This is a genomic window from Streptomyces sp. NPDC001970, assembly GCF_053594115.1.
This window is the reverse complement of record NZ_JBSFDW010000001.1, coordinates 204157-225681: the sequence shown is the minus strand read 5'-3', so window position 1 is coordinate 225681 and position 21525 is coordinate 204157. Positions and strand designations below refer to the sequence as shown.

Sequence of the window (21525 nt, the reverse complement as noted above, 5' to 3'; positions counted from 1 at the left end):
GACTTCCACGGCGGCTGGCCGGCGCTCGCTCCCGGCGCTGCGCGCCTGAGGGCCTTCGTCGTCGCCAGGGGTTCGAAGAAATGACCGGAGACAAAACATCTCAGCGGTGAGGCCGAGGGCGACGCCCTCGCCCGGATGACCGAGAAGTTCCCGACGTCGGCCTTCGCGGTGCTCGACTTCCACGGCGGCTGGCCGGCGCTCGCTCCCGGCGCTGCGCGCCTGAGGGCCTTCGTCGTCGCCAGGGGTTCGAAGAAATGACCGGAGACAAAACAGTCCCCGGTAGTCCGCACCGATTTCCGTGTCCCAGTCGTCGCTGAGACTCCGGTCCTCGTGCTTTCTGCCGGGGGCCTAACCGGAGTCGAGGGATGGGTCACGCGGATCTTCGGACGTCTCCTCCGACGCGTATGGCTCGTCTCTGGTTCTCTGGTGTAGCTGTAAGTATCCTCCCGATTTGTCCGATGTCAAGAGGGTGCTTCCGTTCGACTGCCGCAGGCGTATGTGCCCAGTTCACCGGGCTGCGGCGTGGCCCGCCTGTCGCTGTCGGCGCGGACCCCGGCGGCCTGCGGTCCGCGGTGGTTGCACCGCCGGGCGTACGGCGGTGCAACCGGCCAGGAGTGAATCAGGCCACTTCCGAGAACGCGTTGCGCATGCTTTCCGCCCCCCGGGGCAGGGCTCCCGATCACCGGTTGTTACTGGTGGGGAACGTAACGGGAACGGAAGGCCAAACGCGACGTGTCGGCACAACTGACCATCCACGTGGGTGAAGAGTGGCGTGAAGCCGCCTGCGGAGCCACACGAGAGATCCTCGATCCCGTCGACGCCACCGTCTTCGCGGTCGTGGCGGAAGGCGGGGCCGAGGACGCCGACGCCGCGATCGCCGCCGCACGCCGTGCGTTCGACCGGGGCCAGGGGGAGTGGCCCCGTACGCCCGTGGCCGAGCGGGCCGCGCTGCTGCGGCGCGTCGCCGGGCTGCTCAGGCGGGACCGCGAGGAGCTCGGGCTCCTGGAGAGCCGGGACGCGGGCAAGACGCTGGAGGAAGGCCGCATCGACGTCGACTGCGTCGCCGACGCGTTCGCGTACTTCGCCGACCTGGTCGTGAACGAGAACGGGCGCGTCGTCGACGCCGGGTCGAGTGACATCCACAGCGTGGTCGTGCACGAGCCCGTCGGCGTCTGCGCGCTCATCACCCCGTGGAACTATCCGCTGCTCCAGGCGAGCTGGAAGATCGCCCCGGCCCTCGCCGCGGGCAACACCTTCGTCGTCAAGCCCAGCGAGCTCACTCCGCTCACCACCGTCGCCCTCGTCCGGCTCCTCCGTGAGGCCGGTCTCCCGGACGGCGTCGCCAACATCGTCACCGGCCCCGGCCACTCCGTCGGAGCCCGCCTCGCCGAGCACCCGGACGTCGACCTCGTGTCGTTCACCGGCGGACTGGCCAGCGGGAGGAAGGTGATGCGCGCCGCCGCCGACAACGTCAAGAAGGTCGCCCTGGAGCTCGGCGGCAAGAACCCCAACGTCGTCTTCGCCGACGCGTGCGCGACCGACGATGCCTTCGACACCGCTGTCGACCAGGCGCTGAACGCCGCCTTCATCCACAGCGGCCAGGTCTGCTCCGCCGGCTCCCGCCTCATCGTCGAGGAGTCCCTGCGCGAACGCTTCGTCGCGGAACTCGCGCGCCGCGCCGAGAAGATCCGCCTCGGCCGCGGCACCGACAAGGACGCCGAGTGCGGCCCGCTCGTATCGGCGCAGCAGCTGGCGAAGACCGAGGAGTACGTGGCCTCCGCGCTGGCGGAAGGGGCGGTGCTGCGCGCCGGGGGAACGCGGCCCGACGGGCCCGGTTACTTCTACCGGCCCACCGTCCTCGACCACTGCCACCGCGAGATGCGCGTCGTCCGCGAGGAGGTCTTCGGGCCGGTTCTGACCGTCGAGACGTTCGCTACGGAGGACCAGGCCGTCGCCCTCGCCAACGACACCGAGTACGGGCTCGCGGGCGCCGTCTGGAGCGGTGACCCCGGACGGGCGCGGCGCGTCGCAGGGCGGCTGCGGCACGGGACCGTGTGGATCAACGACTACCACCCCTATCTCCCGCAGGCGGAGTGGGGCGGCTTCGGCAAGTCGGGCATCGGGCGTGAGCTGGGGCCCGCCGGTCTCGCCGAGTACCGCGAGACCAAGCACATCTATCAGAACCTCGCCCCGCGCCCCGTGCGCTGGTTCGCGGGCTGATCACGGGGAGCACCAAGAGCATGACCGAGCACGAGCACGAACGCGAGTACGAGTACGACTATGTCGTCGTCGGGGGCGGCACCGCCGGATCCGTCATCGCCTCCCGCCTCACCGAGAGCCCGGACGTCACCGTCGCCGTCATCGAGGGCGGCCCGAGCGACGCCGACCGTGAGGACGTCCTCACGCTGCGCCGCTGGATGGGGCTCCTCGGCGGCGAACTCGACTACGACTACCCCACCACCGAACAGCCCCGCGGCAACTCCCATATCCGGCACAGCCGCGCCCGCGTCCTCGGCGGCTGCTCCTCGCACAACACCCTCATCGCCTTCAAGCCGCTGCCGTCCGACTGGGACGAGTGGGCGGAGGCGGGGGCGGACGGTTGGGACGCCGCCGCCATGGGCCCCTACTACGACCGGCTGCTCAACCACATCGTGCCGGTCGACGAGGCTGACCGTAACGCCATCGCCCGCGACTTCGTCGACGCCGCCCAGACCGCGCTCGACGTTCCTCGCATCGAGGGCTTCAACAGGGAGCCCTTCCACGAAGGCGTCGGCTTCTTCGACCTCGCGTACCACCCGGAGAACAACAAGCGGTCGTCGGCGTCCGTCGCGTATCTGCATCCGGTGATGGACGAGCGGCCGAACCTCACGCTGCTGCTGGAGACCTGGGCGTACCGGCTGGAGCTGGCCCCGGGCACCCGGCGCGCGGCAGGTGTCCATGTCCGCGCGAAGGACGGGGCGGAGCGCTTCGTACGGGCGCGGCGCGAAGTCGTCGTCTGCGCGGGCGCCGTCGACACCCCGCGGCTCCTGCTGCACTCGGGCATCGGGCCCGAGGCCGATCTGGAAGCCCTCGGCATACCCGTCGTGCACGACCTGCCGGGCGTCGGTGAGAACCTCCTCGACCACCCCGAGTCGGTGATCGTCTGGGAGACCCACGGGCCGATCCCCGAGAACTCGGCGATGGACTCCGACGCCGGGCTCTTCGTACGCCGTGATCCCGAGCACCGGGGCCCTGACCTGATGTTCCACTTCTACCAAATACCGTTCACCGACAATCCGGAGCGGCTCGGCTACGAACGCCCGCCGCACGGTGTGTCGATGACCCCGAACATCCCCAAGCCGCGCAGCCGCGGCCGTCTCTACCTCACCAGCGCGGACCCGGAGACCAAGCCCGCCCTCGACTTCCGGTACTTCACGGACGAGGACGACCACGACGGCCGCACCCTCGTCGACGGCATCCGCCTCGCGCGCGAGATCGCGAAGACCGCGCCGCTCGCCGAGTGGCTGAAGCGGGAGGTGTGCCCCGGGCCCGAGGTGACGGGCGACGAGGAGCTGAGCGAGTACGCGCGCAAGGTCGCGCACACCGTGTACCACCCCGCCGGCACCTGCCGAATGGGGGCTCCCACCGATGAACGTGCCGTAGTGTCACCGGACTTGAGGGTGCGGGGGCTCGACGGAATCCGTATCGCCGATGCCTCCGTCTTCCCGACGATGCCCGCCGTGAACCCGATGATCGGGGTTCTGATGGTCGGCGAGAAATGCGCGGAACTGCTGCAGACGCAGCCGATGCGGCAGGCGCAGACGCAGCCGCAGACCGGAAGTGAGGCACGATGACCGAGCCGTCCGTATTCGCAGTGCGCGACCTGTGGAAGGTCTTCGGGCCGCGGGCCCGGCGGGTGCCCGGATCCCCGGAGCTCGCTGCGCTGAGCCCCACCGAGCTGCGCGACCGCACCGCCTGCACCGCAGCCGTACGCGACGTCAGCTTCGACGTCCGGCGCGGCGAGGTCTTCGTCGTCATGGGCCTGTCCGGTTCCGGCAAGTCCACGCTCGTCCGGTGCCTGACCCGGCTCATCGAACCGACGTCCGGGTCGATCGCGATCGACGGCGAGGACGTGCTGTCGATGGACAAGTCCCGGCTGCGCGAGCTGCGCCGGCACCGCGCCTCGATGGTCTTCCAGCACTTCGGGCTGTTGCCGCACCGGTCCGTGCTCGACAACGTCGCGTACGGGCTGGAGATCCAGGGCATGCGCCGTGCGCAGCGGCGCGCCAGGGCGGCGGAGGTCGTCGCCAAGGTCGGCCTGGAGGGACTCGAACACCGCCGTCCCGGGCAGCTCTCCGGCGGCCAGCAGCAGCGCGTCGGGCTGGCGCGGGCGCTCGCCGTCGACCCTGAAGTGCTCCTTTTCGACGAGCCGTTCAGCGCGCTCGACCCGCTGATCCGCCGCGACATGCAGGACGAGGTCGTACGGCTGCACCACGAGGAAGGCCGCACGATGGTCTTCATCACCCATGACCTGGGCGAGGCGCTGCGTCTCGGCGACCGGATCGCGCTCATGCGGGACGGACGGATCGTGCAGCTCGGCACGCCCGAGGAGATCGTCGGCTCGCCCGCCGACGACTACGTACGGGACTTCGTCCGCGACGTCCCGCGCGAACAGGTCATGACCGTCCGCACGGCGATGCGCCCGGCGGACGCGTCCGACGCCGACGCGGGCGGGCCCGCGGTGCCGCCCGACGCGACGGTGGCCCAGGCCATCGACGCGGTCGCCCGCGCGGGTGTCCCGGCCCGGGTGATGGACGAGGGCCGGTGCCTGGGCATCGTCGACCATGCGGCGCTGCTCGCGGTGGTGGCGGGCGTGCCGGTGGGGGAGGTGGCGGCGTGAGCGTGTTTTCCCCACCCCGTCCCTTCCCGAACCGGGGCTCCGCCCCAGCCCCCGCCGGAGCTCCGCCCCTGACCCCGACTTCGGGGCTCCGTCCCGGCCCGTGGGCCTCGTTCACGACCGGCGCTCCTTGGGAGCCCGCTCGGCAGGCGCCGATCGATCCCGTCCGTCGTTCGAGGACGGACATGCGGGTCGACTCGTCGGTACCGCCCCACCATCAGCCTGTCCGTCGTTCGAGGACGGACGCTCCGGGCGACGGGGTGGTGCCTGGTCGTCTCGAGGCCGTCCGGCCTTCGAGGACGGACACTGCGGCCGACCGGGCGGTTCCGGGTCTGCTTCAGGCATGGCGGTGTCAGCGATGAGCGTCACCGTGGACGACGTGTCCAAGACCGTCAAGGCCGTGGGCGGGCGCCCGGCACCCGAGCCCGTACGGCGCCGGCGCCGGCTCATGGCAGGCGGCGCGGCCACCGCGTCCGTCGCCGTGCTCGTCGTGCTCGGCATCGCCCTGCTCGGGGGCGGAAGCTGGCCCTCCGGCCTGACCGTCGACATCTCGCAGCCGCTCGACGACGCCAACGCATGGGTCATCGACAACCGCGACACCCACCCCCTCTTCCTGTACTTCCTCCTGCACCTGTCCAACACGGCCACCGACGCGGTCGACGCCGTCCACCGGCTGCTCGACGCGCTCGGCTGGCTCGGCGTCCTCGCTGCCGGCGTCCTGACCGCGTGGCGGGCCGCCGGGCTCGGGCTCCGCGGGTCGCGCGTGGCGCTCACCGCGCTCGGGGCGTTCGCCGTGTGCGGGCTGCTCGGGATGTGGGACGCCACGCTGATCACCATCGCGCTGATGGTGGTGTCCGTGGCCGTCGCCGCTGTCCTGGGCGCGCTGATCGGGCTCCTGGCCGGGGTCTCCGACCGCGTGGACCGTGCGCTGCAGCCGGTGCTGGACACGATGCAGGTGTTGCCGGCGTTCGCGTATCTCCTCCCCTTCGTGCTGGTCTTCGGCACGGGCACGCCGGCCGCGCTCTTCTGCACGGTGATCTACGCGGCCCCGCCGATGGCCCGCCTCACCGCGCTCGGCCTGCGCGGCGCCGACCCGGCCGCGCTGGAGGCTTCCGCGTCGCTCGGCGCGAGCGGCCGGCAGCGGCTGTGGACGGCCCGGCTGCCGCTCGCCCGCCGGCAGATGCTCCTCGGCCTCAACCAGACGATCATGATGGCGCTGTCCATGGTCGTCATCGCCGCCCTCGTCGGGGCGGGCGGCCTGGGCGAGGAGGTGTACTCGGCGCTGTCGACGACGGACGTCGGCAAGGCGTTCGCCGCGGGCGTCCCGATCGTCCTGATCGCCATCTGGCTGGACCGTACGACAGCGGCCGCCGGCGACCGCATCGGCGGCCTGCCCCCGCGCGCGGGGAGTTGGCTGCACGGCGGCCGGGCCTGGGCGCTGGTGCTGGTCGCGGTCGGTGCCGCGGCCGCCGTCCGCACCGCGGCGTGGCCCGAGGCGTGGACGTACGACATCTCGACGCCGGTCAACAAGGCGCAGGAGTGGATCACCGAGAACCTGACGTTCACGGAGGTCTGGGCGCGGGAGTTCACGCTGTGGATCCTCAACCCGCTCCGGGACACCCTGCTCTGGCTGCCGTGGTGGTCGGTGCTGCTGCTCGTCGCCGCCGTGGCGTGGCTCGTCGGCAACTGGACCTCCGCGCTCACCGCGACCGCCGCAATGAGCGCGATCGGGGTGCTCGGCGTCTGGACGAGGTCCCTGGACACGCTCTCCCAGGTGCTGGCCGCGCTGGTGGTCACGCTGGTGCTGGGCTTCCTCACGGGCATGCTGTGCGCGCGGGCCGGGCGGTTGGAGCGCTGGCTGCGACCGCTGCTCGACGCGATGCAGACGATGCCGCAGTTCGTCTATCTGATCCCGGTGGTCGCGCTCTTCGGCGCCACGCGTACGTCGGCGATCGTCGCGGCCGTCGTCTACGCGCTGCCCGCCGTCGTCCGCATCACCACCCAGGGCCTGCGCGAGGTCGACCCGGCCGCGCTGGAGGCCTCCCGCTCGCTCGGGGCCTCCACCCGGCAGCAGCTGCTGCAGGTGCAGTTGCCCCTGGCCCGCCCGGCCCTGCAACTCGCCGTCAACCAGGGCGTGGTGCTCGTGCTGGCCGTGGTCGTCGTCGGCGGCCTCGTGGGCGGCGGGGCGCTCGGGTACGACGTCGTGAAGGGCCTCTCCCGGGGCGAGATGGGCATCGGGATGACGGCCGGGATCGCGATCGTCTGCCTCGGCCTCGTCCTGGACCGGATCACGCAGCGGACCTCCCGCACCGACCGCTGACCCTCACCCTCTCTTGACAGGAGCACCATGCGTACCGTTCGTCCCCTCCGTACCGCTGTGGCCGTCGCCGGCGCCCTCGGCATCCTCTCCCTCACCGCCTGCGGCGCCGCCGACACCGGCAAGAGCAACGACGCGGGCGGCGGGAAAACCGTGAAACTGACCGTCCCCTCGTGGGTCGGCGCCCAGGCCAACGTGGCCGTGGCCCAGCACATCCTGGAGAAGGAGCTCGGTTACACCGTCAAGACCCAGCAGATGGGCGAGGTGCTGGCCTGGGACGCGCTGTCCAAGGGCGACACCGACGCGATCCTGGAGGACTGGGGCCACCCGAAGGAGGAGAAGCAGTACGTCGAGACGAAGAAGACGGTCGTCAAGGGCGGTGACCTCGGCGTCACCGGGCACATCGGCTGGTTCGTGCCCAAGTACTTCGCCGACCAGCACCCCGACGTCACGGACTGGAAGAACCTCAACAAGTACGCCAAGGACTTCAGAACCGCGGAGAGCGGCGACAAGGGCGAGATCCTGGAGGGCTCGCCCGACTACGTCACCAACGACGATGCGATCATCAGCAATCTGAAGCTGAACCTGAAGACGAACTACTCGGGCTCCGAGGCCGCCCAGATCACGGCGATCAAGAAGTACGCGAAGGAGAAGAAGCCCTTCCTGACGTACTGGTGGACCCCGCAGTGGCTCAACGCCCAGATCGACCTCGTCGAGGTCAAGCTCCCCGAGTACACGGAGGGCTGCGACGCCGACCCGAAGAAGGTCGCGTGCGCGTACCCGAACACCCCGCTGCAGAAGTTCTTCAACGCGGACTTCGCGAAGGAGGGCGGCGAGGCCGCCGAGTTCCTGAAGAACTTCACGTGGACGACCGAGCAGCAGAACGAGGTCGCGCTGATGATCGCGGACCAGAAGCTGTCGCCCGAGGCGGCGGCGGAGAAGTGGGTGAAGGCGAACGAGTCCACCTGGAAGGCGTGGCTTCCGAAGAAGTGACGGGGCCGTTGCCCCCGTCCCCCTGTGGGCCCGGGCCGAGGCCGGGCCCACAGGGGGCGCCCCGTGCGGGGCGGTTGCCGAGGACGGCACCGTCAGGTGCGCAGTGATGCCGCCAGGGCGCGGAGGGTCTCCAGCGTCCGCAGCAGCAGGCCGGGGCCGAAGGTGATGCGGGTCGCGCCCAGGCGGCCCAGTTCGGGGTTCTCCGGGGATCCGGGGAACCTGCCCACGTTGATCGGCCCCGTGAGTGCCTCGCGGAGGCGCGGAAGGGCGTCCGCCGGTGCCCCGATCGGGTACACACAGTCCACGCCCGCAGCCTCGTACAGCAGGCCCCGCTCGATCGCCGCCTCCGGATCGGCGACCCCGCTGATGAAGGTGTCGACGCGCGCGTTGAGGAAGAGCGCGCCGCCCGCCTCGGCCCGTACCTCCGCGAGCCGCTCCGCCTGGCGCCGCGGGTCGACGAGGACCCTGCCGGGGCTCGAGTCCTCCAGGTTGATGCCCACCGCGCCGGTGCCGAGGACCCGCTCCACCAGCTCCTCGGCAGGCAGGCCGTAGCCCGCCTCGACATCCGCGGAGACGGGGACGTCCACGGCCCGGACGATGCGGGCGACCGCTGCGAACATCTCGTCCGCGGGCGTCTGCCCGTCCTCGTACCCGAGCGAGGCCGCGACCCCCGCGCTCGGCGTGGCCAGGGCAGGGAAGCCGGCGTCCGCGAAGACGCGGGCGCTCGCCGCGTCCCATGGACCGGGCAGCACGAGGGGGTCCTCGGGGGCGCGGCCGTGGTGCAGGGCGCGGAAGTCGTTCACCGGCATGTGCCGCCCTCCTGGCTCGGTCCGCTGCACAGCTTGAACCGGCCCCGGTCCGCTGCTCAGTGCTTGAACTGTCCCGGCGTGTAGTGGCCGGGCACCAGCCGGTGGGTGACGCCGAAGCGGTTCCAGGTGTTGATCACCGCGATCGCGGCGACGAGCTGGGCCAGCTCCGCCTCCTCGAAGTGCTTCGCGGCCTTCTCGTACACCTCGTCCGGGACGAATCCGTCGGTCAGCACGGTCACCGCCTCCGTGAGCTCGAGCGCGGCGATCTCCTTCGCCGTGTAGAAGTGCTGCGACTCCTCCCACGCGACCAGCTGGATGATCCGGTCCACCGACTCCCCCGCCGCGATCGCGTCCTTCGTGTGCATGTCGAGGCAGAAGGCACAGTGGTTGAGCTGCGAGGCGCGGATCTTGACCAGCTCCAGCAGCACCGGGTCGAGGCCCTTCCGGGCGGCCGCGTCCAGCCGGACCATGGCCTTGTAGACCTCGGGAGCGTGCTTCGCCCACTCCATGCGGGGGGTGTGCTCGGGGTTGAACTCGTCCGTCGTCATGGATACGACCGTACGTGCCATGTGGCACCTCGGTATGGTCCAATCCCATGACGGATGACTGGGCCACTTCCGCGTCCGAGGCGACCAACGGGGCCGACCTCCATATCGAGCTGCGCGGCTCCGGGCTGCGCACGGGCCTCATGGACGCTCTGCGCGACGCCGTGCGCACCGGGCGGCTGGCCCCCGGCACCCGGCTGCCGTCGTCCCGTACGCTCGCCGCCGACCTGGGCCTCGCCCGTAACACCGTCGCCGACGCGTACGCCGAACTCGTCGCCGAAGGCTGGCTCACCGCCCGCCAGGGCTCGGGCACCCGCGTCGCCCGCCGCGCCACCCCGAGCAAGCCGGCGCCCAGCGCCCGGCGGGCGCGGCCCGCGCGCCCGGGGCCCATGTACAGCCTGATGCCCGGCTCGCCCGACCTCGGCTCGTTCCCGCGCGCCGAATGGCTCAAGGCGGCGCGGCGCGCCCTGACCGCCGCCCCGCACGAGGCCTTCGGCTACAGCGACGCGCGCGGGCGCATCGAGCTGCGTACCGTCCTCGCGGACTATCTCGCGCGGGCCCGCGGGGTGTCCGCGGATCCGGACCGCATCGTCATCTGCTCCGGCTTCATCCACGGGCTGATGCTGCTCGCGACCGTGCTGCACCGGCGCCGGGTGCGGGAGGTGGCGGTCGAGTCGTACGGACTCGATCTGCACTGGCAGCGGCTGACGGACGCGGGGCTGAGGCTGCCCGTACTGCCCTTCGACGAGCACGGCACGCGGACCGACGAGCTGGCAGGGCTGAAGGGAGTGGGCGCGGTGCTGCTCACGCCCGCGCACCAGTTCCCGATGGGGGTCGCGCTCCACGCCGACCGGCGGGCCGCAGTCGTCGACTGGGCGCGGAGCGCGGGCGGGCTGATCCTGGAGGACGACTACGACGGGGAGTTCCGCTACGACCGCCAGCCGGTCGGTGCGCTGCAGGGCCTCGACCCGGACCGGGTCGTCTATCTGGGGACGGCGAGCAAGTCCCTGGCACCCGGGCTGCGGCTGGGCTGGATGGTGCTTCCGGAGGGGCTGGCGGCCGAGGTCGCGGAGGCGAAGGGCGAGTCGGACTGGGCGTCGGGGACGCCGGACCAGCTGACGCTCGCGGAGTTCATCGCGTCGGGTGCGTACGACCGGCACGTGCGCGGCATGCGGCTGCGCTACCGGCGCCGCCGCGACCAGCTCGTCGAGGCGCTCGCGGAACGTGCCCCGGACATCCGGGTCAGCGGCATCGCGGCCGGGATGCACGCGGTCCTCGAACTCCCCGCGGGCACGGAGAGCACGGTCGTCCAGGCGGCGGCCTGGCAGGGCCTCGCCCTGGAGGGCCTCTCCAGCCTGCGCCATCCCTCCACCGCCCTCGACCGCGACGCCCTCGTCGTGGGCTACGGGACGCCGCCGGACAGCGCGTGGTCGGGTGCGCTGGATGCGCTGTGCAGGGTGCTGCCGTGAGCGGGGCATCGTCGCGGGCGGACGCAGGGGCCTACCCCCGTGTCGGTGGGCCGTCGTTCGCTCCGGCGGATTCGGGCGCCGGGCCCGGGCCGGGACCCGGCCCCGGGCCCGCGTCCCCCGCCGGCGCCGGGAGTTCGCCGAAGCGGGCCAGCGTCAGCGCCCCGACCACCGAGAGCGCGAACCCCGTGATCGCGAGCCACGCGAGCCCCTCGCGCGTACGGTCACCGAGCCAGATCACCCCCACCGCCGAGGGGATGAGGGTCTCCGCCAGCACCAGACCCGCCGTCGCCGTGGTCACCGAGCCCCGCGCAAAAGCCGAGGTGAGCAGCAGAAACCCCGCCGCCCCGCCGAGCAGCAGCGCGTACAGCGCCGGGCTCGTGAAGTCCACCGAGTCCAGCAGCCGCACCGCCACCTCCGGCACTCCGAAGCCGATGCCGGCGCCCAGGCCCAGCACCAGCGCCCGGGCGCGGCCCGGCAGCCGGCCGGCCGCCACGCCGATCAGCAGGACCGCGACCGACGTGGCGAGCAGCACCCACTTCAGCTCGGGCGGCGCCGATGCCTGGCCCTCGGGACCCGAGGCGAGCCCCAGCATCCCGAGGCCCGCGCAGACCACGCCGACCGCGGCCCACTCGGTGCGGCCGAGCCGCACGGACAGCACCCGCGTCGCGGACACCGCCGTCACCGCCAGGCTCGCCGCGAGCGCCGCGCTCACCGCGTAGATCGGGATCAGCCGCAGCGCCACGATCTGCAGTGCGAAGCCCGCCCCGTCCAGGCAGAGCCCGACGAGATACCGCCACTGCCGCACCGCGCGCAGGAACAGCGCGGGGTCCACCCCCGACGTCGTCGCCGGATCGACGACGGCACGGGCGGCGACCGCCTGGAAGACGGTGGCCAGGCCGTAGCAGACCGACGAGGCGAGAGCGCAGAGCATCCCAAAGAACACAAAGTGACTCTAGTTGCGGACGGTTGGCGGACCGGTCTTACGGCGGGGCGGCGCGGCCATCTAGTCTGTGCGGCGATTCGTTGACTGGCTTGATGTGTACAAGGACGGGGAGGCCGGAAGGATGGCGCGGCGCAGGCTGAGGTCGGGCACAGTGGTGCTCGGTGGGATGGGGGTGCTCGCGGCGACGCTCACATCCTGCGGTTCGGAGCCGGACGAGCGGTGCGTCGACCCGGTGACGTACGAGGTCCTGCCCGACTACGAGTGCGAGGACGACGACGGCGACGGGCACACGTCCGGCCGTCACCACTACGGCGGCAGCATCCGCAGCGGCAAGGTCTCGGGCGGCAGCTACGACAAGTCGGCGGTGGACACCGGCGGTTTCGGCGGTTCCAGCAGCGGCGGCGGCTGAGCCGGGACACGTAGCCACCGATGAAGCGTCACACCACGGAACCGCGCCCCGGCTGGCAGGAGACCGTCGAGGAGCAAGGGCTCGTCTATCCGCTCACCCGCTACCCGGACGGCTCGCTGCGGCCGTACTGGGACGAGAGCGCGTACTACGAGTTCTCGCTGCCCGAGGTCGAGGCGCTGGAGGAGGTCGTCGAGGAACTGCACGCGATGTGTCTGGCCGCGGCCGCGCACATCGTGGAGCACAACCGCTTCGCCGACCTCGGCATCGGCGACCGGCGGCTGGCCAGACGGGTCGCCGAGTCCTGGCGCCGACGCGACGAACTGCCCTCCCTCTACGGGCGGTTCGACCTGCGCTACGACGGCACGGGCCCGGCCAAGATGCTGGAGTACAACGCCGACACCCCGACCTCGCTCGTGGAGGCGGCCAGCCCGCAGTGGTTCTGGATGGAGGATCGCTTCCCCGGCGCCGACCAGTGGAACTCCCTGCACGAGCGGCTCGTCGACGCCTGGAAGCGGCAGGCGCCGCTGCTGCCGCCCGGCCCGGTGCACTTCGTGCACTCCGACGGGGACGAGCTCGGCGAGGACCTGATGACGGTCGCGTATCTGCGTGAGACCGCCCAGCAGGCCGGGCTCGCCACCCAGGCGCTGTCGGTCGAACGGATCGGCTGGGACCGGCTCTCGGGGCGCTTCGTGGACGACCGGCTGCGCTTCATCCGCAGCTGCTTCAAGCTCTACCCGTGGGAGTGGCTGACCACCGACCGCTTCGGGCCGTACGTCCTCGACACCCTGGACAACGGCGGCGGCACCGGCACCACCTGCTGGATCGAGCCCGCCTGGAAGATGCTGCTCTCCAACAAGGCGCTGCTCGCGGTGCTGTGGGAGCTGTATCCGGGGCATCCGAACCTGCTGCCCGCGTATCTCGACGGTCCGCGCGAACTCGCCGCCACCGGCGGCTACGTCGCCAAGCCGCTGCTGGGTCGCGAGGGTGCGGGCGTCACGATCCACGAACCGGGCGCGGAGCCGGTGGTACGGGAAGAGGCCTGCTGCTACCAGGAGTTGGCGCCGCTGCCCGACTTCGACGGCAACAGGGTCGTGCTCGGCGCATGGGTCGTCGAGGGCGAGGCGGCGGGGCTCGGGATCCGTGAGTCGGCAGGGCTGGTCACGGACGAGTACGCGCGCTTCCTGCCGCACGTGATCCTGTAGCGATGTGATCGCTCGGGCCCTGTGCCCGGCCCCCTGTCGCCAGGTTGCCCTGTCCGGCCGATCCGGCCGATCCGGCCGATCCGGCCGATCCGGCCGGACAGGACGGACAGGACGGACAGGACGGACAGTCCGTACAGGCCGGGCCCGCGTGCACTCGTACGCGAGCCCGGCACGTCCTGCCGCGGGCGGTGGGCCGGGCCCCGCGGCCCCGGGCCACCGCCCGCGGGCTCACTCGCCGGCCAGCACCGCGCGCAGCTGGTCGAGGCCCCAGTCCAGGTCCTCCTTGCTGATCACCAGCGGGGGCGCGATCCGGATCGTCGAACCGTGCGTGTCCTTCACCAGCACACCGCGTTCCATCAGATTCTCGGAGATCTCCCGGCCCGTGCCGTGCGACGGGACGATGTCGATCCCGGCCCACAGCCCGCGCCCGCGCACCGCCTCCACGGCCCCGCCGCCGACCAGCAGGCCAAGCTCGTGGTGGAGGTGCTCGCCCAGCTCGGTGGCGCGCTGCTGGAACTCGCCGGTCCGCAGCATCGCGATGACCTCCAGCGCCACGGCACAGGCCAGTGGATTGCCGCCGAAGGTCGAACCGTGCTCACCGGGCTGGTAGACCCCGAGCACCTCGGTCGAGGAGACGACCGCCGAGACGGGGACGACACCGCCGCCCAGCGCCTTGCCCAGGATGTACATGTCGGGGACGACACCCTCGTGCTCACAGGCGAAGGTGCGGCCGGTGCGGCCCAGGCCCGACTGGATCTCGTCCGCGATGAACAGCACGTTCCGCTCGCGGGTCAGCTCCCGCACCCCGGCCAGATAGCCGGCCGGCGGCACCAGGACCCCGGCCTCGCCCTGGATCGGCTCCAGCAGCACGGCCACCGTGTTCGCGCTGCACGCCCGGTGCAGGGCGGTCAGGTCGCCGTACGGGACGATCTCGAAGCCCGGCGTGTACGGGCCGAAGTCGGCGCGGGCCTCCGGGTCGGTGGAGAAGCTGACGATCGTGGTCGTGCGGCCGTGGAAGTTGTTGGCCGCGACGACGATCTTCGCCTGGCCCGGCGGGACGCCCTTGACCTTGTACCCCCACTTGCGGGCGGTCTTCACGGCGGTCTCCACCGCCTCCGCCCCGGTGTTCATGGGCAGCACCATCTCCATGCCGCACAGCTCGGCGAGCTGGGTGCAGAAATCGGCGAACCGGTCGTGGTGGAACGCCCGGGACGTCAGCGTCACCCGCTCCAGCTGGGCCTTCGCGGCGTCGATGAGCCGCCGGTTGCCATGGCCGAAGTTGAGCGCCGAGTACCCGGCGAGCATGTCGAGGTAGCGGCGCCCCTCGACGTCCGTCATCCACGCGCCTTCCGCCGAGGTGACCACGACGGGCAGCGGGTGGTAGTTGTGGGCGCTGTGCGCCTCCGCGGAGGCGATCGCTCTCTCCGTAGCAGACACGGGGTCTCCGTTCGTCCTGCGGCGTGGGTCGGTCGGACAGGCCCGGGGCCCGGATGAGGCCCGGACCAGGCCGGGGTGGTGCCCCTTTCTATCGTCGCTCGGCTACCGCGTGAAGAAACATTGAGCTTCGGAAGCGGCTCGCCGGAGACCTTCCCGTTTCCCTGCGGTTTGGGAACCCGTGGCCGGGCTCCGACGCCGCCGCGAGTAGTGTGGGCGATACGCACGGCGACTGGCGTACGCGGAACGGACCGCGGGGGAGCCGTGTGCGGCAGAACCGACAAGGTGCCGCCCGCCTGGGCACCGAGGGACACATTCCCGTGGGTGCTGCCAATCTCCGCCTTCGGCGGGGACTCCCGGCGGCACCTCGGGGACACCGACTGCCTGCCCGGAGGACGCCATGACACTCCCCACCCAGCCCAACCATCCCGCGCTCACCGCCACCGACCCCGAGCTGGCCGCACTCGTCGGCGCCGAGGAGCGGCTGCAGGCGGACACGCTGCGGCTCATCCCCAGCGAGAACTACGTCTCGCGGGCGGTGCTCGAAGCCTCCGGCACCGTCCTGCAGAACAAGTACAGCGAGGGCTACCCCGGGCGCCGCTACTACGAGGGCCAGCAGAACATCGACAAGGTCGAACTGCTCGCCATCGCCCGCGCGAAGGCGGTCTTCGGCGTCGACCACGCCAACGTCCAGCCCTACTCCGGCTCCCCTGCCAACCTCGCCGTGTACCTCGCCTTCGCCGAGCCCGGCGACACCGTGATGGGCATGGCCCTGCCGATGGGCGGCCACCTCACCCATGGGTGGGGCGTCTCCGCGACCGGCAAGTGGTTCCGCGGCGTGCAGTACGGAGTACGCCAGGACAACGGCCTCGTCGACTTCGACGAGGTCCGCGAACTGGCCCTCAAGGAGCGGCCGAAGGTCATCTTCTGCGGTGGCACGGCCCTTCCCCGCACCATCGACTTCGCCGCCTTCGGTGAGATCGCCCGCGAGGCCGGAGCCGTGCTGGTCGCCGACATCGCGCACATCGCCGGTCTGATCGCGGGCGGCGCGCACCCCTCGCCGGTGCCGCACGCGGACGTGATCTCCACGACGACGCACAAGACGCTCCGGGGCCCGCGCGGGGCGATGCTGATGTCCCGCGAGGAGCATGCGAAGGCCATCGACAAGGCGGTCTTCCCCGGCCTCCAGGGCGGCCCCCACAACCAGACCACCGCCGCCATCGCGGTCGCCCTGCACGAGGCGGCCCAGCCCTCCTTCCGTGACTACGCGCACGCGGTCGTCGCCAACGCCAAGGCCCTCGCGGAGGAGCTGCTCGCCCGCGGCTTCGACCTGGTCTCCGGCGGCACCGACAACCATCTGATCCTGATGGACCTCACGCCCAAGGACGTCCCGGGCAAGGTCGCGGCGAAGGCGCTGGACCGCGCGGGGATCGTCGTCAACTACAACACCGTGCCCTATGACACCCGCAAGCCCTTCGACCCCTCCGGCATCCGCATCGGCACCCCGTCCCTCACCTCCCGCGGCCTCGGCACCGAGCACATGCCGGCCGTCGCCGACTGGATCACCCGCGGTGTCACCGCCGCCCGGGACGGCGACGAGGACGCCCTCGCCGCCATCCGTGCGGAGGTCGCCGACCTGATGTCCGGCTTCCCGGCACCGGGCCTTCCGGCCTGACCTTCTGCCGCAGCGAGCGCTACACGTCCAGCAGCTGCCCGCGCGGGCCCGGCTCCCGGTCCTCGCGGCGGGTGAACGGAGGCCGTGGCAGCCGGGCAGCGAGCGGGCGGAGTGCCAGGCCCACAACCGTCCCGGCAGCCAGGCCCGGTATCGCCCACCACCAGTCGGCGGGGGCGTCGCCTCCGGCGGCCGAGGCCGTCGCCGGAGGTGCCGCCTCCGGCGACGCGCCGCCACCCTCCCACGACGACTGCGGCGGGATGCCCTGGCGGCCGTGCTCGCTGCTCCGCCGGCCCATGACGCCGAGCTTCTTCAGCAGGGCGGTCAGTGCGGCCGGCTCCGTGGCTTTGTGCCACCGGCCGTCGTACGACGCCGGCAGCCCGAGCGCCGAGTGGATCCAGACCGTGCCTCCGTCGTCCGACGGATAGATCCGGTCCAGCCGCCAGGGACTGATGTCGTGCGCCATCCAGGTCACATTGAGCTGCCGCACCCCCGTCATGGAGTCGAGGGACGGCGGCCGGTCCGTGCCGCCCGACGATCCCTGCCCCAGCAGGTCCGTCAGCGCCTGGTACTCCCGGTCGGAGTAGTAGAGCGCGGCCGTCTCGCCGCTCTCCGGGGAGACGACCAGCACGCTGGTCGGGCCCCCGGCCACCGCGGCCGGTGCCAGGAAGAGGGCCGCACCCAGAGACATGACGATCAGCGTCACCAGTGCGGCAAGTCGTCGTAGCGGTCGCATGCTTCCCCCTGCCCTGTCGACGCCCGGTACGGACCGTCCGCACCGTCCGCGTCACCTCTGGTACACCGCCCGAGCCGGTCCGGTTCCCCTCGGCCCGCCGGGGATTTCAGGGCATCGATTCCGCGATCTTCCGCGCCTCGTCCGCGTCCGCCACGCCCTCGAGCCGCAGCGTGGTGCGCTCGTCGGCCGACATCCACAGCAGCGTCGGGCCCGCGGTGCGGCGCGACTCGGTCCACTGCTGCCCGGCGCCGCCGGTCAGCGGGAACCTCAGCACATGGGGCTCGGCGAACCACAGTCCCGTGCGGCCGCGGGACAGCTCCACCCACTGCGGGTGGACCCGCACCTGCTTGGCGAACCAGGGGTCGAGCCGTGCGGCAAACACGTCGAGCCTGAGCGTCCCCGACGGCTCGTACCAGCAGAGACTGACCATCCGGCGCCCGCCGGACGCCACGCTCACCGACACCGCGTCAGGCTCACCCAGCGCGCCGGGCCCTTGTGGCACGAATCCCGCCCGGCGCCCGGCCTCCGCCAGGGACACCGGGTTGCGGCAGCGCGGCACCGTCTCGGGCGGCGGGGGCGTCGCCGACGGCGCGTACCGCACCTCGACGCCGCCGAAGCCGAACCAGTCCGCGACCGTCGCCCGGACCGGGGGAGTGAGCACGAGCACGACCAGGGCGCCGGACAGCGTGACGGTCAGCGCCCGCCACCGCCGCCGGGCCCAGCCCACGGCCCGCCACGCCCGGCCGGGCACCGGTTCCGGCACCGGCGTGGGCACCGACTCCGCCACTATCCGGGCCAGCACCTGCTCGGCCATCGACTCGCCGTCGACATCGGGGACCGGCAGCCGGCGTCCCAGCTCCCGCAGCTCCTCCGGAAGCCCCTGGTCATCCACACTTCTCACCTCCCCCCGAGCCGTCCAGGGCGTCCACGGCCCCGCCCGGAGCCTCGCCCGGCAGCAGCCGCTCCAGCTTCTTCAGCGCGCGGTTCAGCCGGGACTTGACGGTGCCGCGCGGCCAGCCCAGCGCCTGGGCCGTCTCCGTCTCGTCCAGCTCCAGCAGATAGCGGTGGATCACGACCTGCCGCTGCTCCTCGCCCAGTTCGTCCAGGGCGGCCAGCAGCCGTCCGCGGCGCTCCTCCGCCACGGCGGCCGCCGCCGGGTCCGCCGAGTCCGGTATCAGCGGCTCGCCGGCGCCCAGCAGCATCGCCTCCCGCCCGGCGAGGGCCCGCATCCGCACCGCCGACCGCACTGTGTTCCTCGTCTCATTGGCGACGATCCGCAGCAGCCAGGGACGGAACGCCGAGCCGTCCCGGAACCCGCCCAGTGACCGATAGGCCTTGAAGAACGCGGTCTGCACCACGTCCTCCGCGTCCGCGCCCGCGCCGCACGCCACCGCCGCACGCAACGCCACCTGTGTGTACGCGCGCACCAGCTCCGCATACGCCTCGGGCTCCCCGGAACGTACGCGCGCGATCACCGCTGCCTCGTCGACGACGGTCAGAGTGCGGCCCCCCTCCAGGGTCCCCTCCCGCATGCCCACACTCTTGATACACCGCCCACCGGCGATCGGTTCCCGTCCTGTCCGCGGCACCTGAGAGAATGTGGGACATGGCCTCTGACAGTCCTCGCGTGCTCTCCGGAATCCAGCCCACCGCGGGCTCGTTCCATCTCGGCAACTACCTCGGCGCGGTTCGCCAGTGGGTCGCGCTGCAGGAGTCCCACGACGCCTTCTACATGGTGGTGGACCTGCACGCGATCACGGTCCCGCAGGACCCGGCCGAGCTGCGGGCCAACACCCGCCTCGCCGCCGCCCAGCTGCTCGCCGCGGGCCTCGACCCCGAGCGCTGCACGCTGTTCGTCCAGAGCCATGTCCCGGAGCACGCCCAGCTCGGCTGGGTCATGAACTGCCTCACCGGCTTCGGCGAGGCCTCCCGCATGACCCAGTTCAAGGACAAGTCCGCCAAGCAGGGCTCCGACCGCGCCACCGTCGGCCTCTTCACGTACCCGATCCTGCAGGTCGCGGACATCCTGCTGTACCAGGCGAACGAGGTCCCGGTCGGCGGGGACCAGCGCCAGCACATCGAGCTGACCCGCGACCTCGCGGAGCGTTTCAACGGCCGGTTCGGCGACACCTTCACGATCCCCAAGCCGTACATCCTCAAGGAGACGGCGAAGATCTGTGACCTCCAGGACCCGTCCGCCAAGATGAGCAAGTCGACGGCCAACCCCAAGGGCCTGGTCAACCTGCTCGACGACCCGAAGGTCAGCGCCAAGAAGGTCAAGAGCGCGGTCACCGACACCGACACGGTCATCCGTTTCGACGAGGACGAGAAGCCGGGCGTCAGCAACCTGCTCACGATCTACTCCACCCTCACCGGTACGGCAATCGCGGAACTGGAGCAGAAGTACGAGGGCAAGGGCTACGGTGCGCTGAAGACCGACCTCGCCGAGGTCATGGTGGACTTCGTCACACCCTTCCGGGCCCGTACGCAGGAGTACCTGGACGACCCGGAGACGCTGGACTCCATCCTCGCCAAGGGTGCGGAGAAGGCCCGTGCGGTCGCCGCCGAGACCCTCGCGCGGACCTACGACCGGGTGGGCTTCCTGCCCGCCAAGCACTGAGTCCAAGGATCCTGGCCACAGGAGCGGTGCAGCGGTCACACTGGCGCTGCACCGACCGTCCGACGAATGAGGAGAACGACGTGGGGACCGTAACGCTCGGCGTTTCGATCGCGGTCCCGGAGCCCTACGGCAGCCTGCTCCAGGAGCGGCGCGCGGGCTTCGGGGATCCCGCCGCGCACGGCATCCCCACGCACGTCACCCTTCTCCCGCCCACGGAGGCCGAGGCGTCCGCCCTGCCGTCCGTGGAGGCGCACCTCACCCGGGTCGCGGCGGCGAGCACGCCGTTCCCGATGCGGCTGGCCGGCACCGGCACCTTCCGGCCCCTCTCGCCCGTCGTCTACGTCAAGGTCGTCGAGGGCGCCTCGGCCTGTACGCAGCTGCAGCTGCGGGTCCGGGACGCCTCGGGGCCGCTGGTCCGGGAGCTGCAGTTCCCCTACCACCCGCATGTGACCGTGGCGCACGGGATCGCCGAGGAGGCGATGGACCGGGCGTACGAGGAGCTGGCCGACTACGAGGCGGCGTGGACGTGCACGTCGTTCGCGCTGTACGAGCAGGGCGCGGACGCCGTGTGGCGCAAGCTCAGGGTGTTCGCCTTCGGCAGCGGCGCGGCCCTGGCCTCCAACGTGCCCGCGCAGGCCACGTCGGTGGAGGCCCCGGCCGCCACCCCGGTCACCCCCGGTTAGACCTCCGGGCCCCGATCGCCCGGCACGTCGCCGGTCACAGCGGCAGCCGCCGGAAGACCGGCCGTGGCACGTGCCGCAGTGCGGACATCACCAGCCGTAGCTGCCCGGGCACCCACACCGTCTCCGAGCGCCGCCGCAGCCCCGTCTCGATCGCCTCGGCGACCGCCTCCGGGGTGGTGGCCATCGGCGCCTCCGGCAGACCCGCCGTCATCTTCGACCGCACGAAGCCGGGCCTGACCACCATCACGTGCACCCCCGTGCCGTGCAGGGCGTCGCCGAGTCCCTGGGCGAAGGCGTCCAGGCCCGCCTTCGACGACCCGTAGATGAAGTTGGCCCGCCGGGCCCGCTCGGCCGCGACCGACGACAGCACGACGAGCGAGCCATGGCCCTGGGCCTGCAGGGCGGCCGCGCAGACCAGCCCGGAGGAGACCGCTCCGGTGTAGTTCGTCTGGGCGACCCGCACCGCGGAGAGCGGCTCGGCCTCGTCCCGCGCCTGGTCGCCGAGAACCCCGAAGGCGAGCAGCACCATGTCGATGTCGCCCTCCGCGAAGAGCTTGCCGAGGACCTCCTCGTGGGTGGCGGGATCGAGGGCGTCGAAGGGGACCGTACGCACGTCCGCGCCCAGGTCGCGGAGCGAGGCCGCGGCCGAGTCCAGGGCGGGGGACGGGCGGCCGGCCAGCCGGACCGTGCGGGTACGGCGGGCCACCAGGCGGCGCGCCGTGGCCAGGCCGATCTCGGACGTACCGCCGAGGACCAGCAGGGACTGGGGGGTGCCGAAGGCGTCCTTCATGACGAGAAGCTCCTCACAGAGACTCAC

The 21525-nt window shown here is 72.0% G+C and carries 20 protein-coding genes and 1 riboswitch; of the genes, 12 read left to right on the top strand and 8 right to left on the bottom strand.

All coding sequences use genetic code 11. The annotated features are described in order from the left end of the window. Positions 1 to 135 precede the first annotated feature (135 nt). The 6 genes from ACWCP0_RS01090 to ACWCP0_RS01065 all read left to right on the top strand — a co-directional run bounded on the left by ACWCP0_RS01090 (position 136) and on the right by ACWCP0_RS01065 (position 8186). Positions 136 to 258: a hypothetical protein gene (locus tag ACWCP0_RS01090; protein ID WP_451076773.1), complete on the top strand. Its 123-nt coding sequence runs from the start codon at positions 136 to 138 to the stop codon at positions 256 to 258. A 474-nt stretch (positions 259 to 732) separates the two neighbouring features. Then, positions 733 to 2220, top strand: a complete 1488-nt coding sequence (locus tag ACWCP0_RS01085) for an aldehyde dehydrogenase family protein (protein WP_451076772.1) — start codon at positions 733 to 735, stop codon at positions 2218 to 2220. 20 nt (positions 2221 to 2240) lie between these two features. Beyond that, positions 2241 to 3833, top strand: coding sequence for a GMC family oxidoreductase (locus ACWCP0_RS01080; protein WP_451076771.1), 1593 nt, complete (start codon positions 2241 to 2243; stop codon positions 3831 to 3833). After that, positions 3830 to 4879, top strand: coding sequence for a quaternary amine ABC transporter ATP-binding protein (locus ACWCP0_RS01075; protein ID WP_451076770.1), 1050 nt, complete (start codon positions 3830 to 3832; stop codon positions 4877 to 4879). Before ACWCP0_RS01080 ends, ACWCP0_RS01075 begins: the two co-directional genes overlap by 4 nt. 355 nt (positions 4880 to 5234) lie before the next feature. Continuing rightward, positions 5235 to 7196: an ABC transporter permease gene (locus ACWCP0_RS01070; RefSeq protein WP_451077005.1), complete on the top strand. Its 1962-nt coding sequence runs from the start codon at positions 5235 to 5237 to the stop codon at positions 7194 to 7196. A 27-nt stretch (positions 7197 to 7223) separates the two neighbouring features. After that, a complete protein-coding gene (locus ACWCP0_RS01065; protein WP_451076769.1) occupies positions 7224 to 8186 on the top strand; it encodes a glycine betaine ABC transporter substrate-binding protein in 963 nt (320 codons plus the stop codon). A 92-nt stretch (positions 8187 to 8278) separates the two neighbouring features. Here ACWCP0_RS01065 and ACWCP0_RS01060 read toward each other — a convergent pair whose 3' ends face one another. Further along, on the bottom strand, positions 8279 to 8995 hold the full coding sequence (locus tag ACWCP0_RS01060; RefSeq protein WP_451076768.1) for an isocitrate lyase/PEP mutase family protein: 717 nt from the start codon (positions 8993 to 8995) through the stop codon (positions 8279 to 8281). 56 nt (positions 8996 to 9051) lie between these two features. Next, the gene (locus ACWCP0_RS01055) at positions 9052 to 9543 is read right to left on the bottom strand and encodes a carboxymuconolactone decarboxylase family protein (RefSeq protein ID WP_451076767.1); all 492 of its coding nucleotides are present in this window, start codon (positions 9541 to 9543) and stop codon (positions 9052 to 9054) included. Between the two features lie 47 nt (positions 9544 to 9590). Here ACWCP0_RS01055 and pdxR point away from each other — a divergent pair, with 47 nt between their 5' ends. After that, entirely contained in the window at positions 9591 to 11009 is a 1419-nt protein-coding gene (pdxR, locus tag ACWCP0_RS01050; protein WP_451076766.1) for a MocR-like pyridoxine biosynthesis transcription factor PdxR, read from the top strand. Between the two features lie 31 nt (positions 11010 to 11040). On the opposite strand, the gene ACWCP0_RS01045 is transcribed toward pdxR, so the two are convergent. Continuing rightward, positions 11041 to 11940 (bottom strand): hypothetical protein, encoded by a 900-nt coding sequence (locus ACWCP0_RS01045; RefSeq protein ID WP_451077004.1) that lies wholly within the window; start codon positions 11938 to 11940, stop codon positions 11041 to 11043. A 133-nt stretch (positions 11941 to 12073) separates the two neighbouring features. On the opposite strand from ACWCP0_RS01045, the gene ACWCP0_RS01040 reads away from it, so the two are divergent. Next, a complete protein-coding gene (locus tag ACWCP0_RS01040) occupies positions 12074 to 12361 on the top strand; it encodes a hypothetical protein (RefSeq protein WP_451077003.1) in 288 nt (95 codons plus the stop codon). Between the two features lie 20 nt (positions 12362 to 12381). Then, complete coding sequence (locus tag ACWCP0_RS01035; RefSeq protein WP_451076765.1) at positions 12382 to 13563, top strand: glutathionylspermidine synthase family protein; 1182 nt, start codon at positions 12382 to 12384, stop codon at positions 13561 to 13563. A gap of 228 nt (positions 13564 to 13791) precedes the next feature. On the opposite strand, the gene rocD is transcribed toward ACWCP0_RS01035, so the two are convergent. After that, positions 13792 to 15000: an ornithine--oxo-acid transaminase gene (gene rocD / locus ACWCP0_RS01030; RefSeq protein ID WP_451076764.1), complete on the bottom strand. Its 1209-nt coding sequence runs from the start codon at positions 14998 to 15000 to the stop codon at positions 13792 to 13794. 215 nt (positions 15001 to 15215) lie between these two features. After that, positions 15216 to 15306, top strand: a riboswitch (ZMP/ZTP riboswitch). Positions 15307 to 15397: 91 nt separating this feature from the next. Between rocD and ACWCP0_RS01025 the strand changes: the two genes are divergently transcribed. Then, positions 15398 to 16672, top strand: coding sequence for a serine hydroxymethyltransferase (locus ACWCP0_RS01025; protein ID WP_451076763.1), 1275 nt, complete (start codon positions 15398 to 15400; stop codon positions 16670 to 16672). Between the two features lie 19 nt (positions 16673 to 16691). Here the strand turns inward: ACWCP0_RS01025 and ACWCP0_RS01020 are convergent, their stop codons facing one another. The 3 genes from ACWCP0_RS01020 to ACWCP0_RS01010 form a co-directional block, all read right to left on the bottom strand. Next, complete coding sequence (locus tag ACWCP0_RS01020) at positions 16692 to 17360, bottom strand: hypothetical protein (protein WP_451076762.1); 669 nt, start codon at positions 17358 to 17360, stop codon at positions 16692 to 16694. Between the two features lie 151 nt (positions 17361 to 17511). After that, positions 17512 to 18297 (bottom strand): hypothetical protein, encoded by a 786-nt coding sequence (locus tag ACWCP0_RS01015; protein WP_451076761.1) that lies wholly within the window; start codon positions 18295 to 18297, stop codon positions 17512 to 17514. Beyond that, the gene (locus tag ACWCP0_RS01010) at positions 18290 to 18937 is read right to left on the bottom strand and encodes an RNA polymerase sigma factor (protein ID WP_451076760.1); all 648 of its coding nucleotides are present in this window, start codon (positions 18935 to 18937) and stop codon (positions 18290 to 18292) included. Before ACWCP0_RS01010 ends, ACWCP0_RS01015 begins: the two co-directional genes overlap by 8 nt. Positions 18938 to 19011: 74 nt before the next feature. Here ACWCP0_RS01010 and trpS point away from each other — a divergent pair, with 74 nt between their 5' ends. Together trpS and ACWCP0_RS01000 are read left to right on the top strand one after the other, a co-directional pair. Beyond that, complete coding sequence (gene trpS, locus ACWCP0_RS01005) at positions 19012 to 20025, top strand: tryptophan--tRNA ligase (RefSeq protein WP_451076759.1); 1014 nt, start codon at positions 19012 to 19014, stop codon at positions 20023 to 20025. Positions 20026 to 20105: 80 nt separating this feature from the next. After that, positions 20106 to 20708: a 2'-5' RNA ligase family protein gene (locus tag ACWCP0_RS01000; RefSeq protein WP_451076758.1), complete on the top strand. Its 603-nt coding sequence runs from the start codon at positions 20106 to 20108 to the stop codon at positions 20706 to 20708. A gap of 34 nt (positions 20709 to 20742) precedes the next feature. On the opposite strand, the gene ACWCP0_RS00995 is transcribed toward ACWCP0_RS01000, so the two are convergent. Then, on the bottom strand, positions 20743 to 21498 hold the full coding sequence (locus tag ACWCP0_RS00995; protein WP_451076757.1) for a decaprenylphospho-beta-D-erythro-pentofuranosid-2-ulose 2-reductase: 756 nt from the start codon (positions 21496 to 21498) through the stop codon (positions 20743 to 20745). Between the last annotated feature and the right edge of the window lie 27 nt (positions 21499 to 21525).

Bases quoted from the DNA above. Each gene is read 5' to 3' on its own strand.
- ACWCP0_RS01040 (WP_451077003.1), top strand. From the start codon at position 12,074: ATGGCGCGGCGCAGGCTGAGGTCGGGCACAGTGGTGCTCGGTGGGATG.
- ACWCP0_RS00995 (WP_451076757.1), bottom strand. From the start codon at position 21,498: ATGAAGGACGCCTTCGGCACCCCCCAGTCCCTGCTGGTCCTCGGCGGT.
- ACWCP0_RS01035 (WP_451076765.1), top strand. From the start codon at position 12,382: ATGAAGCGTCACACCACGGAACCGCGCCCCGGCTGGCAGGAGACCGTC.
- ACWCP0_RS01060 (WP_451076768.1), bottom strand. From the start codon at position 8,995: ATGCCGGTGAACGACTTCCGCGCCCTGCACCACGGCCGCGCCCCCGAG.
- ACWCP0_RS01055 (WP_451076767.1), bottom strand. From the start codon at position 9,543: ATGACGACGGACGAGTTCAACCCCGAGCACACCCCCCGCATGGAGTGG.
- ACWCP0_RS01010 (WP_451076760.1), bottom strand. From the start codon at position 18,937: ATGCGGGAGGGGACCCTGGAGGGGGGCCGCACTCTGACCGTCGTCGAC.
- ACWCP0_RS01025 (WP_451076763.1), top strand. From the start codon at position 15,398: ATGACACTCCCCACCCAGCCCAACCATCCCGCGCTCACCGCCACCGAC.
- ACWCP0_RS01090 (WP_451076773.1), top strand. From the start codon at position 136: ATGACCGAGAAGTTCCCGACGTCGGCCTTCGCGGTGCTCGACTTCCAC.
- pdxR (WP_451076766.1), top strand. From the start codon at position 9,591: ATGACGGATGACTGGGCCACTTCCGCGTCCGAGGCGACCAACGGGGCC.
- ACWCP0_RS01080 (WP_451076771.1), top strand. From the start codon at position 2,241: ATGACCGAGCACGAGCACGAACGCGAGTACGAGTACGACTATGTCGTC.
- ACWCP0_RS01045 (WP_451077004.1), bottom strand. From the start codon at position 11,940: ATGCTCTGCGCTCTCGCCTCGTCGGTCTGCTACGGCCTGGCCACCGTC.
- ACWCP0_RS01075 (WP_451076770.1), top strand. From the start codon at position 3,830: ATGACCGAGCCGTCCGTATTCGCAGTGCGCGACCTGTGGAAGGTCTTC.
- ACWCP0_RS01065 (WP_451076769.1), top strand. From the start codon at position 7,224: ATGCGTACCGTTCGTCCCCTCCGTACCGCTGTGGCCGTCGCCGGCGCC.
- ACWCP0_RS01070 (WP_451077005.1), top strand. From the start codon at position 5,235: ATGAGCGTCACCGTGGACGACGTGTCCAAGACCGTCAAGGCCGTGGGC.
- ACWCP0_RS01020 (WP_451076762.1), bottom strand. From the start codon at position 17,360: ATGTCTCTGGGTGCGGCCCTCTTCCTGGCACCGGCCGCGGTGGCCGGG.
- trpS (WP_451076759.1), top strand. From the start codon at position 19,012: ATGGCCTCTGACAGTCCTCGCGTGCTCTCCGGAATCCAGCCCACCGCG.